Source organism: Lacticaseibacillus suihuaensis, assembly GCF_054785075.1.
The window spans coordinates 15,187-30,419 of sequence record NZ_BAAGBJ010000014.1; the positions used below are offsets into that span (position 1 = coordinate 15,187).

The 15,233-nt window shown below is 63.7% G+C and carries 14 protein-coding genes; 2 read left to right on the top strand and 12 right to left on the bottom strand.

Annotated elements, in window-relative coordinates:
* Positions 1-32: 32 nt before the first annotated feature.
* The 5 genes from prfB to ACYVRZ_RS11080 form a co-directional block, all read right to left on the bottom strand.
* A protein-coding gene (gene prfB / locus ACYVRZ_RS11060; RefSeq protein ID WP_461226877.1) for a peptide chain release factor 2 occupies positions 33-1,149 on the bottom strand; the annotation gives its coding sequence in 2 pieces (ribosomal slippage) (positions 33-1,076 and positions 1,078-1,149; 1,116 coding nt in all).
* Positions 1,150-1,209: 60 nt separating this feature from the next.
* Positions 1,210-3,573, bottom strand: a complete 2,364-nt coding sequence (gene secA, locus ACYVRZ_RS11065) for a preprotein translocase subunit SecA (RefSeq protein ID WP_461226879.1) — start codon at positions 3,571-3,573, stop codon at positions 1,210-1,212.
* A 172-nt stretch (positions 3,574-3,745) separates the two neighbouring features.
* Positions 3,746-4,291 carry a ribosome hibernation-promoting factor, HPF/YfiA family gene (gene hpf, locus ACYVRZ_RS11070; protein ID WP_461226881.1) on the bottom strand — a complete coding sequence of 182 codons (546 nt, stop codon included), beginning with the start codon at positions 4,289-4,291 and terminating at the stop codon, positions 3,746-3,748.
* A 121-nt stretch (positions 4,292-4,412) separates the two neighbouring features.
* Positions 4,413-5,075 carry a ComF family protein gene (locus ACYVRZ_RS11075; protein ID WP_461226883.1) on the bottom strand — a complete coding sequence of 221 codons (663 nt, stop codon included), beginning with the start codon at positions 5,073-5,075 and terminating at the stop codon, positions 4,413-4,415.
* The gene (locus ACYVRZ_RS11080) at positions 5,072-6,334 is read right to left on the bottom strand and encodes a helicase-related protein (RefSeq protein WP_461226885.1); all 1,263 of its coding nucleotides are present in this window, start codon (positions 6,332-6,334) and stop codon (positions 5,072-5,074) included. Before ACYVRZ_RS11080 ends, ACYVRZ_RS11075 begins: the two co-directional genes overlap by 4 nt.
* A gap of 28 nt (positions 6,335-6,362) precedes the next feature.
* Here ACYVRZ_RS11080 and ACYVRZ_RS11085 point away from each other — a divergent pair, with 28 nt between their 5' ends.
* Positions 6,363-7,001 (top strand): YigZ family protein, encoded by a 639-nt coding sequence (locus ACYVRZ_RS11085; RefSeq protein WP_461226887.1) that lies wholly within the window; start codon positions 6,363-6,365, stop codon positions 6,999-7,001.
* A 61-nt stretch (positions 7,002-7,062) separates the two neighbouring features.
* On the opposite strand, the gene recA is transcribed toward ACYVRZ_RS11085, so the two are convergent.
* The gene (gene recA / locus ACYVRZ_RS11090) at positions 7,063-8,199 is read right to left on the bottom strand and encodes a recombinase RecA (RefSeq protein ID WP_262315525.1); all 1,137 of its coding nucleotides are present in this window, start codon (positions 8,197-8,199) and stop codon (positions 7,063-7,065) included.
* An 86-nt stretch (positions 8,200-8,285) separates the two neighbouring features.
* Complete coding sequence (locus ACYVRZ_RS11095; RefSeq protein WP_461226889.1) at positions 8,286-9,533, bottom strand: competence/damage-inducible protein A; 1,248 nt, start codon at positions 9,531-9,533, stop codon at positions 8,286-8,288.
* 164 nt (positions 9,534-9,697) lie between these two features.
* Between ACYVRZ_RS11095 and aac(6') the strand changes: the two genes are divergently transcribed.
* Positions 9,698-10,132: an aminoglycoside 6'-N-acetyltransferase gene (gene aac(6') / locus ACYVRZ_RS11100; protein WP_461226891.1), complete on the top strand. Its 435-nt coding sequence runs from the start codon at positions 9,698-9,700 to the stop codon at positions 10,130-10,132.
* 194 nt (positions 10,133-10,326) lie between these two features.
* On the opposite strand, the gene pgsA is transcribed toward aac(6'), so the two are convergent.
* The 5 genes from pgsA to yfmF form a co-directional block, all read right to left on the bottom strand.
* A complete protein-coding gene (gene pgsA / locus ACYVRZ_RS11105) occupies positions 10,327-10,896 on the bottom strand; it encodes a CDP-diacylglycerol--glycerol-3-phosphate 3-phosphatidyltransferase (RefSeq protein ID WP_461226893.1) in 570 nt (189 codons plus the stop codon).
* Position 10,897: 1 nt separating this feature from the next.
* A complete protein-coding gene (locus tag ACYVRZ_RS11110) occupies positions 10,898-11,818 on the bottom strand; it encodes a RodZ domain-containing protein (protein WP_461226895.1) in 921 nt (306 codons plus the stop codon).
* Positions 11,819-11,906: 88 nt separating this feature from the next.
* A complete protein-coding gene (gene ymfI, locus ACYVRZ_RS11115) occupies positions 11,907-12,635 on the bottom strand; it encodes an elongation factor P 5-aminopentanone reductase (RefSeq protein WP_461226897.1) in 729 nt (242 codons plus the stop codon).
* Positions 12,632-13,927 carry an EF-P 5-aminopentanol modification-associated protein YfmH gene (yfmH, locus tag ACYVRZ_RS11120; protein ID WP_461226962.1) on the bottom strand — a complete coding sequence of 432 codons (1,296 nt, stop codon included), beginning with the start codon at positions 13,925-13,927 and terminating at the stop codon, positions 12,632-12,634. The genes ymfI and yfmH overlap by 4 nt, the downstream gene beginning before the upstream one ends.
* Entirely contained in the window at positions 13,924-15,180 is a 1,257-nt protein-coding gene (gene yfmF, locus ACYVRZ_RS11125; RefSeq protein ID WP_461226899.1) for an EF-P 5-aminopentanol modification-associated protein YfmF, read from the bottom strand. The genes yfmH and yfmF overlap by 4 nt, the downstream gene beginning before the upstream one ends.
* Positions 15,181-15,233: the final 53 nt, after the last annotated feature.

Sequence of the window (15,233 nt, forward strand, 5' to 3'; positions counted from 1 at the left end):
CGTCAAACCGATAACAGCCTTGTTACAGTTGCTCACTTCGGGTTGGCGCCTGCGAGCTCCCACTGCAGGTAGGCGTAGATGAAGGGGTTGAGATCCCCGTCCATCACGGCTTGCCCGTTGCCGGTTTCGTAGTTGGAGCGGTGGTCCTTGACCATCGTGTAGGGATGGAACACGTAGGAGCGAATCTGCGAGCCAAAGGCGACCTCCATCTGGGTCCCCTTGATGGCCGCGGCCTCCTTGGCCTTGATCTCCTGTTCGCGCTGGTACAGCTTGGCCTTGAGCATCCCCATCGCCGTGTCCTTGTTTTGGAACTGGCTGCGCTGGGCCTGGCTGGAGACCACGATGCCGGTCGGAATGTGGATCAGCCGCACGGCGCTGGAGGTCTTGTTGATGTGCTGGCCGCCGGCGCCGCTTGAGCGAAAGACCTCCATCTTGATGTCTTCGGGGCGGATCTCGATGTCGATGCTGTTATCGAGCTCCGGCATCACGTCGACGGAGGCGAAGCTGGTGTGGCGCCGCCCGGCCGAGTCGAACGGCGAGATGCGAACCAGGCGGTGAACGCCTTTTTCGGAGCGCAGCATGCCATAGGCGTTGTCGCCCGAGATCAAAAGCGTCACCGACTTGATGCCGGCCTCGTCGCCGGCCAGGTAGTCGGCGACCTCCACGGTGTAGCCGTTTTGCTGGGCCCAGCGCTGGTACATGCGCAAAAGCATCGAGCCCCAGTCCTGCGACTCGGTGCCGCCAGCGCCGGGGTGGATTTCAAGAATCGCGTTGTTGGCGTCGTACGGGCCGCTGAGCAACAGCGTCAGCTCGTAGCGCGTCATTTTCTCCTGCAAGGCGGTGAGGTCGGACTCGACTTCGGCCTGCAAGTCGGCATCTGGCTCTTCTTGCAGCAGCTCGAAGGCGACGTCCAGCTCGTCCAGCTGGTCTTGCAGCGCGATGAAGTTGTCGTGCTTGGTCTTAAGCACGTTGTTGGCGTCGATCACTTCCTGGGCGCGTTGGCGGTTGTCCCAAAAGCCGGGTTCGGCCATGCGGCCCTCGTTTTCGGCGATGCGTTCGTTCAGCGCATCGAGGTCAAAGCGACCCCCTAAACTGATTTATTTTGGTCCGTAACTGGGCCAGGGTGTTTCTCATTTCTGCGATTTCCATCGAATGGTCATCCTTTCTTTCGTTGAGACAAGAACAGCCAGGTCGCCCTGGCTGCTTTTTTTAACGCCGAATGTTCTGGCGGATCTGGGCCTTCATGAACAGGCGGGTCACGCCGTCGTCCATGTTGGCAATCATTTCCTCAAACATGCGGTAGGCTTCTTCTTGGTACTCGACCAGCGGGTTCATCTGGCCGTAGCCACGCAGGCCGACGCTTTGACGCAGCTGATCCAGCACGTCGATGTGGTCGGTCCACAGGGAGTCGACGACGCGCAAAATGACAACCTTCTCGAATTCAAGCATCTGGTCCTTGTCGCCCAGCTGCTTGAGCTTCTCGTCGTAGTTGGCCTCGGCCAGCCCCATCAGCATGTCGATCAAGGCCTGCTGGGACTTGCCGTCGAGGTCCTTGCGGTCGAGGTCCTCTTCGCTCACCATGTTGGACGTGACGTAATCGTAAATCGCGTCAAGCTCCCAAGACTTCGCTTCGCCTTGGGTGTGGGCCTGCACGATGCGCGACACGCAGCGGCTGATCATCGCCATCAAAACCGGGCGCAGGGTCTCGGTTTCGTTGATCACCTGCTGGCGCTGCTTGTAGATGACCTCGCGCTGTTCGCGCATGACGTCGTCGTACTGCAGCGTGTTCTTACGGGTGTCGTAGTTGTTCCCTTCGACGCGCTTTTGGGCGGATTCAACGGAGCGGCTGATCATGCGGCTGCGGATCACCTGCTCGTCGTCTTCGACCTTGAAGCGATCGAGCATCGCCTTGATGCGCTCGGACCCGAAGCGCTTCATCAGGTCGTCTTCAAGCGACAGGTAGAACTGCGTCGAGCCCGGATCGCCTTGGCGCCCGGAACGGCCACGCAGCTGGTTGTCGATCCGGCGGCTTTCGTGCCGCTCGGTGCCGATCACGGCCAGGCCACCGACGGCGGTGACGCCGGGGCCGAGCTTGATGTCGGTGCCGCGCCCGGCCATGTTGGTCGCGATGGTGACGGCGCCGCGCTGGCCGGCGTTCATGACGATTTCGGCTTCACGGGCGTGGTTCTTCGCGTTCAAGACGCTGTGCGGAATGTTCGCTTCGTCCAGCATCGCCGACAGTCGCTCGGAGGACTCGATGGCCACCGTGCCGACCAGGATCGGCTGGCCCTTGGCGTGGCGCTCCTTAATGTCTTCGGTCACGGCGTGGAACTTCGCGTCCAGGGTCGGGTACAAAATGTCCGGCGCGTCGACGCGGATTACCGGCTTGTTGGTCGGAATCGAAATCACGTTCATGTTGTAGATTTCGCGGAACTCTTCTTCTTCCGTCTTGGCCGTCCCGGTCATCCCGGACAGCTTGTTGTACATGCGGAAGAAGTTCTGGTAGGTGATGGTCGCCATGGTGGCGTTCTCGTCTTGGATCTCGACGCCTTCCTTGGCCTCGATCGCCTGGTGCAGGCCATCGGAGAAGCGGCGGCCTTCCATCGCCCGGCCGGTGAACTGGTCGACAATCAGCACCTCGCCGTCGGACACCATGTAGTCAATGTCTTTGAGCATGATGTAATTGGCCCGCAGCGCCTGGTCCATGTGGTGGGTCAAGGCCGTGTTCTCCGTGTCGTACAGGTTCTTCAGGCCGAAGATTTTCTCGGCCTTGCGGATGCCGTTTTCGGTCAGCGAAATGGTCTTGGTCGGCCAGTCGATCGTGTAGTCGTCCTCTTCCTTGAGGGTCTTCACGAAGCGGTCGGCGCGGATGTAGAGGCCATTGCTCTTCTCGGCGCCGCCGGAGATGATCAAAGGCGTCCGGGCCTCATCGACCAAGATCGAATCCACTTCGTCGACGATGGCGAAGTTCAGCGGCCGCTGAACCATCTGCTGCTTGTAAACCACCATGTTGTCGCGCAGGTAGTCGAACCCAAGCTCGCTGTTGGTCGAGTAAGTGATGTCCGAGTCGTAGGCCGCCCGCTTCTCATCGGAGCTCAGGTCGTGGGTGTTCAACCCTACGGACAGGCCCAGCCAGTTGTACAGCTCGCCCATTTCGGTCGCGTCACGGCCGCTCAGGTACTCGTTGACCGTGACCACGTGGACGCCTTGGCCGCCCAGCGCGTTGAGGTACACCGGCATCGTGGCGGTCAGGGTCTTCCCTTCCCCGGTCTTCATCTCGGCGATGTTGCCTTCGTGCAGCGTGATGCCGCCGATAATCTGCACCCGGAACGGGAACAGCCCCAAGACGCGCTTGGCGCCTTCACGCGCCACCGCGAACGCCTCGGGCAAAATGTCGTCAAGCGTCTCCCCGTTGGCCAGTCGTTCCTTGAAGGCCGGGGTCTTTGCCTGAAGCTGCTCGTCGCTCAGCGCGGCGTACTCGTCTTCGTATTTTTGAACCTTATCCGCGATTTTACCAAGCCGCTTAACTTCGCGCTTGTCGCTTTCTACCCATGTCTTTAGTACGTTCGCCATGTAAAATATCCTCTCTGTCATGTTGATATGCGCATAATACCTGACAGTATCCTAGTTATTTTAGCATTGTTCATAATTCAATGAAAGGCCCGAACCCCAAAACTGCGCCAGGTCCAGGCCAAGTCGCCGGTGAATCAAAAAAGGCAGGCCGCGTTGGCCTGCCGTCGTGCTGTTATTCGTCGGTTTCGATCAGACCGTAGCGGCCATCGCGGCGCTTGTACACGATGCTGGTGCCGTTGGTGTCTGCGTCCTCGAAGATGAAGAAGTTATGCCCGAGCATGTCCATCTGCAGGATGGCCTCTTGGGAGTCCATCGGCTTCAGGGACACGCGCTTGGTCCGAACCACCTGCAAGCTGTCGTCGTCGGTTGGGGCGGCCTCCGGGGTGTCGACCTGGATCGGGGCGAAGCCCTTTTCGCGGGACTTGCGGTTAATCTTGGTCTTGTACTTGCGAACCTGCCGCTCCAGCTTGTCGGTCACCAAGTCGACGCTTGCGTAAAGATCCGGGCTGGTTTCCTCAGCCCGCAGCGTCAGGTAGGCCAAAGGGATCGTGACCTCGACCTTCGCCGTCTTGTCCGGGTACACTTTCAAGTTAACGTGCGCAATCGCCTCGACTGAGCTTTCGAAGAACTTGTTCAGCTTGCTGATGCGCTTTTCAACGTAATTCCGAATGGCATCGGTGACCTCGATGTTTTCGCCACGAACGTTGTATGTTAGCATAAAACTTCTCCCCTTTCATCCGCCTGAGGTAGAATCAGGCGCGGGTGGTCGGGCGTTAAAGCCCTTTCACCCTTCTTCTCTATTATAGCGAACTCGCGCTTCAGAAACAAACCATATTCTGTTAACGAATCAGGGAGAAACTGTGAATCTCCCCGCGGTACCCCGCCGCCACCAGCGCCTGCTGGGCGTGGTAGAGTGTGCGGCCGGTGGTGTACAGGTCGTCCAGCAACAGCACCCGCGGCGCCGGGTGAGCCGGCAGCGTCGCCGTGAAGGACTGCGGCGTCGCCAGGCGTTCTCGGCGCGTTTTCTCCGCCTGGGGCTGGGCCGTGTCGGCCTTGGTCAGCCACTCACTCAAGCGCAGGTGGCCGAACAACCCGACCACCGGGTCAAAGCCGCGCCGGGCCAGGTGCTTGGGCTCGCTGACCAAGGGCACCAGTGCCAACCCGCGCCGGTTCAGGTCCAAGCAATCGGCGAAGGCGTCGTGCAGCTGGTAGTGGCCCTGGCCCTTGTATTGCTGAATGAACAACCGCATGTCCTCACCGTAAGTAAATAAGGCGCGGTGGTGCAAGGACGGGTAGCCGGCCGCCGCCCAGCGCCGGCAATCGCGACACAGGCGCGGCGAGTTCGCCCGGCCGCACCCCGGACACGCGGTCGCCGGCGCGATGCGCGTGAACCGGGCCTGGCAGCGGGGGCACAGCCGCGCCAGCCGCAGCGGCCTGAGGCTGACCAGCGCCGCGAGTGCGAAGTCTTGGGTCAGCGGCCGGTGGCACCACCGGCAGGTCATCGCCGACCTCGGCGGTTCATCGTGCGAATCTCGTGCAGCGCCTTGGCGATCGCCCAGGTGAAATGCCCGGCAAGGTACCACACCGGGTCGTCCGGGCTGGCCTTGGCCCGACCGGCGCGACCCGCCATCTGCACCAAGGCGCTGGCGGGGAACTGGGCGCGTTCCGCCGCCAGCACGATCACGCCGCAGCGCGGGATCGTGACGCCACGCTCCAGGATGCTGGTGGTGACCAGCACCGCCACTCGCCCGGCGCGAAAGGCCGCCACGGTGGCCAAGCGGTCGGAAGCACTGGCGTGGACGCCGGCCGCCGCGATGCCCTTGCCCACCAGCGCCTCGGTCAGCGGCGCGACCCAGCGGGTGTCGGGCACGAACACCAGCGCCTGGCGCTTGGCCGCAAGGCACTGCCGCAAGCAGCGCCACAGCGCCGGGGGAAGCACCGCCGGCAGCCCCGCGGTTTTCACCAAAAGTACCGCAGGCTCTGGCAACGGCGCCTGGTGGAAGCGGCGCGGCAGGTAGCTCAGGCCGATGGCACCGCGGCGAGCCAGCCGCCGCGTCGCAACCGGCGGCGTCGCGCTCAACAGCACGGTCGGCCCGACCACCGCCTGGGCACAGGCGTAGGCCAGCATCGGCGTCTGCGAGAACGGGAAAGCGTCGATCTCATCGATGATCATCAGCCCGAAGTGGTGGTAAAACCGCAGCATCTGGTGCGACGTCGCCACCACCAAGGCGGCATCCGGCTGCGGCCAAGCGACGCCGCCGTGCCACACCGCAATGGGCGTCGTGGCAAAGGCCGCAGCCAGCCGCGGGGCCAGCTCCAACACGACATCGACGCGCGGCGACACCACCGCCACCCGCTGGCCGGCCGCAAGCGCCTGGGCGATGACGGGGAACAGCATCTCGGTCTTCCCCGCCCCGGTCACCGCCCACAGCAGGTGGTCGCGCCCGGCCGCAACCGAGGCCACCACCGCCTGCGCCGCCGCGGCCTGATCTTCGGTCAGCTCGCCGCGCCAAGTCAGCGGCCCCGCCACCGGCACCGGGCCGAGCGCCGCTCGCACCAGCCGGCTTGCGGTGGTCACCCGCCCCATGCCGACGCAGGCTAGGCAGTACCGCTGGCCGCCGGGCAGGGCGGCAAAATCGCTTTGGCCACACCGGACGCAAACCGGCCGGCCGCGCCGGTTTTCCACCGCGGCAAGCACGGTGGTCTGTGCTACACTGAGACTAGCCAGGCGGCTTGCTTCCGCCTCCAACACTTGCAGCATTTTGCATCACCTCACAAGGAGATTACGCATGTCAGCCGATTACCGCACCATCGCCGGACCGGGCGAGAACACTTTAATCATCAAAAAATCGCGCTTCATCACCCGCCTGGGCCGCGTCACCACCGAGGCCCAGGCCCAAGCCTTCATCGCCGCGGTGCAAAAGCGCGAGTACAAGGCCAACCACAACGTGCCGGTCTACCTGCTGGGCGACCAAGACCAGATTCAACGGGCCCAAGACGCCGGCGAACCCGCCGGCACGGCCGGGGTGCCGGGGCTTGAGGTGCTCAAGGCGATGGGGTTGCACGACGTGGTCGCGGTGACCACCCGCTACTTCGGCGGCATCAAGCTCGGTGCCGGCGGCCTGATTCGCGCCTACGCCAACAGCGTTCAAGACGCGGTCCACGCCGTCGGCATCGTGCGTCGCGTCGCCATGCGCAAGCTCTCCTTGCGCCTGCCCTACCACCTGCTGGGGCCGGTGCAGCGCTGGGCCGAAGCCACCGGGGTGACCATCGAAGACACCGACTACCAAGCGCAGGTCACCCTGACGCTGGTGGTGAAAGCGGCCGCGGTGCCGGCGACCATCGCCGCCTTGCGCGACCTGACGCTGGGCCAGGCGCTGCCGGTGATCGGCGAGCCGGTCGCCCGGGAGGTGCCGGTGACCGACTGACCCCACCCCTGGACGCCAAAAGCCCCACCCGCAGGCTTGCGGGTGGGGCTCTTGGGTCTTGCTACTTGATGCCCTTGTTGGTCTTTGAATCCTTGTCGGCTGGCGCATCGTCCTTGGCCGTGGCCTGGAAAATGTCGGGCTCCTCGGGCTTCTTGCCGGCCTTCTTGGCGACCTCTTCGAGGCCCTCTTCGGCCTCTTCGTTGGCCTCGTCCATGTCGTAGGCCAGCCGCACCTTCTGGCGAATCTCCGCCTTCATGTCAGGGTGCTCGTCCAGGTAGGTCTTGGCGTTCTCGCGGCCCTGGCCGATGCGCTCATCGCCGTAGCCGTACCAAGAGCCGGACTTGTCGACGATGTCTTTTTCGACCGCCATGTCGATGATCTCACCGGTTTGGGAAATCCCGTGACCGTACATGATGTCGACTTCGGCCACCTTGAACGGCGGGGCCACCTTGTTCTTGACGACCTTGATCTTGGTGCGGTTCCCGATGACGTTGGTGCCGTCCTTGATCTGCTCGGCACGCCGCACCTCCAGGCGAACCGTCGCGTAGAACTTCAAGGCGCGACCGCCCGGGGTGGTTTCGGGGTTACCAAACATGATGCCGACCTTCTCGCGGATCTGGTTGATGAACAAGGCGATGGTCTTGGTCTTGTTGATCGAACCGCTCAGCTTGCGCAGCGCCTGGCTCATCAGCCGCGCCTGCAGGCCGACGTGGGCATCACCCATTTCGCCTTCGATTTCGGCGCGTGGCACCAAGGCCGCCACGGAGTCGACGACGACGATGTCGACGGCCCCGGAGGTCACCAAGGCGTCGGCGATTTCAAGTCCTTGCTCGCCGGTGTCCGGCTGCGACAGTAGCAGCTCGTCGATGTTGACGCCAAGGGCCGAGGCGTACTTGGGGTCCATCGCGTTTTCGGCGTCGATGTAAGCCGCGGTGCCGCCGGCCTTTTGGACCTCGGCCACGGCGTGCAGCGCAATCGTCGTCTTCCCCGAGCTTTCGGGACCGTAAATCTCGACGATGCGGCCCCGCGGGAAGCCGCCGACGCCCAGCGCGTTGTCCAGCGCCAAAGAACCGCTTGAGATCGTGGAGATGCGGGTGTCGACCTTGTCGCCCATCCGCATGATGGAGCCCTTACCGAAGTTCTTTTCGATCTTCTTCAACGCAGCGTCAAGCGCTGCCTGTCGTTCATCTTTAGCCAAAGAGAACCCTCCAATCAGGTTTTGTCTTCCCTTATTCTACAAGAGCGTTCGGGGAAGTGCAAGGAAAAATCGAACGGGTGTTCTGATTATTTTGCCGCCGCTCGCAGCGCCTGTAGCGCGGTGAACAGGCCGGTTTTAACCGCGCGAGCGCGAACCAGCTGGCGGTTGCCCGGGAAGTGGTACAGCGTCGCCGTCGTGCCGGCGGCCGTCGACAGCCCGATCCACACGGTACCGGCGGCCACGCCTTCGTTGGGGCCGGGGCCGGCCACGCCGGTGAAGCTCAGGGCCAAGTCGGCCTCGGCCTGCTCCCGCGCCGCCTGGGCCATCGCCTTGGCCGTCGCCTCGCTGACCGCGCCATCGGCGTCAATCGTCGCCTCGTTGAGCCCGAGCAGCGTCGCCTTGGTGTGGTTCGAGTAGGTGACAAAGCCGCCCTTGAACCACGCGGACACCCCGGCGACCCCGGCCAGCGTGGCCTGGAAGGCGCCGGCGGTCAAGGACTCCGCGGCGGTGATAGTGCAGTGCGACGCGGCCAGGGCCTTGACCAGCTCGGCCTCCAGGCTGTTGGCGTCGCCGTAGCCGTAGAAGTACTGGCCGACGCGACCTAGCACCGTCTGTTCCAGCGGGTCAATCAGCGCCTGCGCCGCCGCCTGCGTCTGCGCCTTGGCGGTGATGCGCAGCGTGACCTCGGTGTCTTTGATGTAGGTGGCCAAGGTCGGGTTGGTCTGCGCATCGATCAGGTCGGCCAACTCGGTGGCCAAAAGCGACTCGCCGATGCCAAAGAAGCGCAGCACCCGGCTTTCAAGCACCGCATCCCCGTGGACCAGCCGGCTCAGGTAAGGCACCAGCTGGCCGGACACCATCGGCGCAAACTCCTTGGGCGGCCCGGGCAAAAGCACGTAGCGCCGGTTGCCGACCGTGCTGACGGCGCCGACCGCCAAGCCGACCGTATTGGGCAAAGGCGTGGCCCCGGCCGGCAGCATCGCCTGCACCCGGTTGTTCGGGGTCATCACCTTGTGCCACTGCTTGGCGTAGGCGTCAAGCACCGCCAGGCTCGGCTGGTCCACCACCAGGTCAACCCCCAGGTGAGCGGCCAGCGTCTGCTTGGACAGGTCGTCTTTGGTCGGGCCGAGGCCGCCGATCAGAATGATCAGATCCGCGCGGCTTTCGGCCAGCGTGATGGCGGCGTCCAGCCGCGGTCCGTTGTCGCCGACCACCTGCTGGTTCAGGCTGTCGATACCCAGCGTCGCGAGTTCTGACGCCAGCACCGACGCGTTGCTGTTGACGATCTGGCCGAGCAAAATCTCGGTCCCCACTGCAATGATTTCTGCTTGCATTTTGCCACCTCTAATAGATTATGCGTTCCGCCTCAGTTTACCACGCCGGCGGCCAAAAAGATTGGGGACGGGCCGTGCCCTGGCAAGTCGCGCCCAAAACTTGTATCCTGAAGACAACTAGGCCGCCGCGCTCGTAACGGCGGTCAAAACCAGGAGGGACCGCTATGCTGAAACCCGCAGCCATCCAAGACCTAGACCAGCTCACAGAACTAGCCGCCCAATTGTGGCCACACCACAATGTCGGCGCCCTTAAAGCGGAGCTCGCCGCGATTATAGCACGGGACCAGTCGCAGTTCTTCTTGATCGGCGCAATCGATTCGCCGATCGGCTTCGCCCAGTGTTCGCTGCGCCACGATTACGTGGAAGGCACCAGCACCAGTCCCGTCGGCTACCTGGAGGGGATTTTCGTCAAGCCGGCCGAGCGCCGCCGCGGCTACGCCAGGGCGCTGGTCGCCGGCTGTGAGGCCTGGGCCAAGGCGCAGGGATGCACCGAGTTTGCCAGCGACTGCGAGCTCGACAACCTCGCCAGCCTGCGGTTCCACCAGGCGCTGCACGTCACGGAAGCCAACCGCATCATCTGCTTCACCAAGGCACTGTGACTGCCGGGCAGGCAACGCGACGGTGCCACAACCAGCCCTTTTGTAGGTGACCCCACACCAGCCGAGCCAAAGCCAGCCGGCCATCACCCTAGGCGACCGGCCGGCCCGGCCCCGAGCGTCATCCCGCGCAAATAAGACGGCCACCGCGCATTCCCAAGTTGGGCAAATGCGCGGTGGCCGTCTTGTGTGTCAGTCTAGAACGAATCCGCGAACACGCCGCGGTTCTTGTAGAAATAGTCGATGCCGGAGTACAGAGTGAAGAACACGGCGGCGTAGAACAACACCAGCCCGATTGGGAAGCCCGCACCGAAGTCCTTCATCAGCAGGAAGATGATGGCAAACATCTGCGTGGCCGTCTTGATTTTGCCCGGCCAGGCCGCCGCCAGCACCTCGCCCTCCTTGGAGAGCAGCAGGCGTAGGCCGGTGACCGCCAGCTCCCGCCACAAGATGATGGCGGTACCCCAGGCGGGAATCGTGCCGTTGGCGGTGAGGAAAATGAACGCGGTCATCACCAACAGCTTGTCGGCCAGCGGGTCGGCGAACTTGCCGAAGTTGGTGACCAAGTGGTTGCGCCGGGCGATCTGCCCGTCGGCGAAGTCGGTCGAAGACGCGCCGACGAAGATTACCGTCGCGACCACTAGGCTCCAGCCGATTTTGGTGCCGCCCAAGGTCAACGCGCCGCTGGGCCAGTCGAAGACCAGAATCAGCGTGAACACTGGAATCAGAAACATCCGAATCGCGGTCAGCTTGTTAGGAAGGTTCATCTTACTCACCTGATTCCGAGGAGCTAGTCGCGGCATCTGCGGTGAAGGTGATCGTGCGAACGATGCGGGTGCCGTTGGACGCATCCACCGCGGTGCCGTTGAGCTTGATGGTGGTCTGCGGCATGTTGCCGGAGCGAATGCTGAAGGTCGTCGCGCCGTCCGGCAGCGCCACGTCCTGGGTGGTGCCGGCGGCAAGCGTCGCCTGCCAGGTGACCGCGTTGTTGACGGTCAAAGAGACCCAGGCGGCGGCGTCACCGGCGCCGATGGTCAGCTTGTTGCCGCTGGCCGGCAGATTGGTGATCGTCGCGGTTTGCTGCGCGGTGTCAGAGGCCGCGACGTTGATCGCCAGCTTGGTCGCCGCCTTCTTCTTGCTCGAGGATGCGGCCGCCTTCTTCTTGCTGGCCGAAGCCGCCTTCTTGCTCGAGGCCGCCGCCTTTTGGCTTGCGGTGTCGGCCTTCTTGTTCGAAGACACCGCGACGGACGAGGAATCGGTCGGAATCGTCTGGCGGTCGCCGGACTGGGCCCGCCAGGCCACCCAGTAAACCACGCCGACCAAAATCACGGCCAGCACCACGATACCGACGGCAAAGCCGTGGCGGCGCAGCTTCTTGGCCGGGCTGTTGACCACGGCCCGGGTCTTGCGCGTCGTGTTCTCAACCGACTGGGTCGCGTATTCCTGCGGCTGCGTGTCCGGAATGTCCTGTTGGAATTGCGTCAGCAAGGCGTCTGCGTCCAGCCCCACCGTCTCTGCGTACTGCTTGATGAAGGCGCGAACGTAAAAATCGCCGGGCAGGGCCGCAAAGCGTCCCTCCTCGATTGCAATCAGATAACGTTTCTGGATTTTGGTGATCTGTTGCAGATCATCCAGGGTGTACCCCTTTTCAATCCGGGCCGTCCGCAGTTTTTGCCCAATTTCATCCATGTGTTTTCTTCACCCGCTAGTCTTAGAATGTCTATTTTCAGTATAGCATGAATCCCCACACTGATGAATTAAGAAATTGTTGAGAAGCCTACTGCAGCCAGCCGCCGGTCACGTACAGGGTCTGGCCGGTCAAGTAATCGGCCGCCGGGTCCAAGAGCATCCGGACAAAATAACGCACATCCGCCGGCTTGGCGAAGCGGCCGGCGGGAATGTCGGCCTCAACCGCCGCAAGCGTCGCCGCGTCGAAGGTGCGATTCATCTTGGTCGCCACCGCCCCAGGCGCCACCACGTTGGCGGTGATGCCCAGGCTTGCGACCTCCTTGGCGTAGGCGTGAACGAACGCGGATTGGCCGCCCTTGACCGTGCTGTAGGCGACCTCCATCGCGCTGCCGCTGCCACCGTAAACCGACCCGATGAAGATCACCCGGCCGTGGCCGCTGCTGGCCAGCTTGTCCTGCAGCTTGGCGACCAGGGCCATCGGCGTCAGCAGATGCACCGCCGCAAGCGCCGCAAGCTCCGCTTGCGTCGTGGCCTTAAACAGGTGGTAGTAGGTCTGCCCGGCGGCAAAAATCACCGCATCCACGGCGAACAGCTGGCCGACCAGGTCATCCAGGTGGTCGCCGTCGGTCAGGTCGTACTGCAGGCTCAAGAAGTCCTGCTTGGGGTAGGCCGCGGCCAGCTCGGCACAGGCGGTCGCCACCCGCTGGGCATTCTTGTGGTAGTGCAGGTACAAAGACCAGCCGTCTGCGGCCAGCTGGGCGGCCACCGCCGCCCCGATGTCGCCCGACGCGCCGATCACTAGGGCCCAGCGCCTCATGCCTCCACCTCCGGGAACACGTGGCAAACCGTCACAGCGTCCAGATCGAACAGCTGACCCGCCGCCTGGTGTAGGTCGTCCAAGGTGACGTCGCGCATCACCCCGGCCAGCTCAAAGGCGTTGACCGCCGTGAAGCTTTGGGTACTCAGCTGGTTGGCCATGCTGTCCAAGGCGTTCATCCCCTGGTAGTACTTGCCAAGCCCCGCCTGCTTCAGCCGGGCGAACCGCGCGGGGTCCAGCACCTGGTCGGCACCCTTGGCGATCACCGCGACCAAGGCGTCGGACAGCGCCTGGGGGTCCTCGGTGTCGCCGGCGAAGGTCAGGAAGTTGTAGGTCGCCCCGGCCTGGTAGTCACAGTCAAAGGAGTCGTCGATCAGCCCCTGGTCGTACCAGTCCTGGTACAAGGCGCCGGAGTCGCCGAACAGCATCTCGAGCAAAAGCCGCACCGCGACTTGAAAGCGGGTGCCGGCCAGGTCGTCTGTGACCGGCCGCTGGCCCTTGATCGCCACGGCCGCCTTGGGCCGCGCGACCGGCAGGCTCAGGCTGCGGTAAGGCAGAATCGTCGCCACGTCGTAGTCGGGGGCGACGCCGCGGGTGATGGGCAGCGCCTTCGCGAAGGTTTTGGCCGCCTGGTTGGCCGCAATCAGGTCCAGCGTCGCTTGCGGGTCGACGTTGCCGACCACCGTCAGCGTCATGTTGCTGGGCTGATAGAAGGTGCGGTAGGCGCGGTGCAGCGCCGCCGGGGTGATCTCGGCGATGGACGCAAGCGTCCCGGTGACGTCTTGGGCGACCGGGTGCGTGGGGTACAAGTTGCCGAGCAGGCCGTAGTACAGGCGCCAGCCCGGGGTGTCTTGGTACATCTGGATTTCCTGGCCGATGATGCCTTTTTCCTTGGCCACCGTCTTGTCCGTGAAGTACGGGTCCTGGACAAAATCCAACAAGGTGGTCAGGTTCTCGGCCACCGCCCGGCTGGTTGAGAACAGGTAAGCCGTGGTGTTGGCGCCGGTGAAGGCATTGCTGGCCGCCCCGGTGGCGCCGAACAGGTCAAAGGCGTCGTGGTCGGCCTTTTCAAAGAGCTTGTGCTCCAAAAAATGCGCGATGCCGGCCGGGTCTTCCACCATCTCGCTTTCCCCGGCCGGCACGTACCGCACGTCGATGCCGCCGTAGTTGACGGCAAACAGCGCGTAGGTCTCGTGGTAGTCGGGCTTGGGTACGATCAAGACGCGCAAGCCGTTCTCAAGCGTGACGTCGTGCAGGGTCTCCCCGACCTCCGGATAAGTCTGAGCCATCAGTTCCCCTCCTTGTTGGACAGCAGGTACACCGCCTGCAGCTGCATGGTCGAAGCCACCTGCTGCACCGCCTGCTTGGACACCGCGGCCACGCCGGCGGCAAAGGCCGCGTAGCCGTCTTGGTGCGTCGGCACCAAGGCGTGAAGCAACGCCTGGCGAGCCAGGAAGCGCGGCGCGTCGTAGGCGATCAGCCGGCCGTTGAGCAGGCCATCCTTGATTGTGGTCAAAAGCGCATCGGTGAAGTCGCCAGTCTGCACCCATTCAAGCTGCTGGGCAATCAGCCCCGTCACCACCGCCGCGTCGGCCGGGTCGATGCCGGTTTGAACCTGAACGAAGTGGCGAAACGGGTCCAGCGTTGCGCTGGCGTAGTAAGCCTTGCTGGCCTTTTCCCGCACATTGGTGAAGAGCAAGGACAAGGCTGAGCCACCGAACAGCTCGACGGCCACCAGCCCGGCGTAGTAATCGGCCCCGTAAAGGTCCACGTCGATGTGGTAGCCGAGGTCGAGCTTGGCCTGATTGACGCTGACGGCCACGGTTTGGCGCCGCACGGCCGCCGTGGCCTGATCGATCTGAACCAGGGCCTGGGCCGGGTTGCGCGGGGCAAAGCCCAGCGTCGCGGCCAGCTCGGTCACCGCGGCCGGGTTGACATCCCCCAGCACCACGATTTCGATCTGGTCTTGGGCCAGCATGGTCTGGTAGGTGTGCCACAGCTCGGCGTTGGTCAGCGCCGCAAGCCCCGCCACCGTGCCAAAGCTTGGCACCTGCTGGGCGGGGTCTTCGAAGTACAGCGCCTGCAAGCCCAGGCTGGCCTGGGTCTGGCGGTCCTCGTCCAGGCTGTTGAGGTAATCGATCAGGTTGGCCTGCTCCCGCTCAAACACGGCGGCATCGAACTGCCCCGCCTGCGTCAGCGGCCGGCCCAAGCACTCGCGCAAAAAGGCGAAGCCCTGGGCCAACAGCGGCGCCTGCGCCAAGGTGTCGGCCACCAGGTCCAGCGTCGCCGTCACCCGGTGCAGACCGCCTTCCTTGCCGACGCCGATGCCAAAATTGGCCCCGTACAGCGTCTCCAGCTCCGCGGCCAAGGCGGCCTGGGTCGGATACGCGGCGCAGGCCGTCTCCAACACGCTGGTCAAAAGCGTCCGGGCGGCGTACTGATCGGCTTGGGCCGGCGCCAGAAAATGCACCGCGATGCGGGTGGTTTTGAATTTGGTCGTGGGAATGACGTTCAGGTGAACGCCGGAAGTCAGTTCGATTCTCAAGCTCTCTACTCCTTGGTGCCGGGGACCCGGCACAATTGTTGATGGCGGCGCGG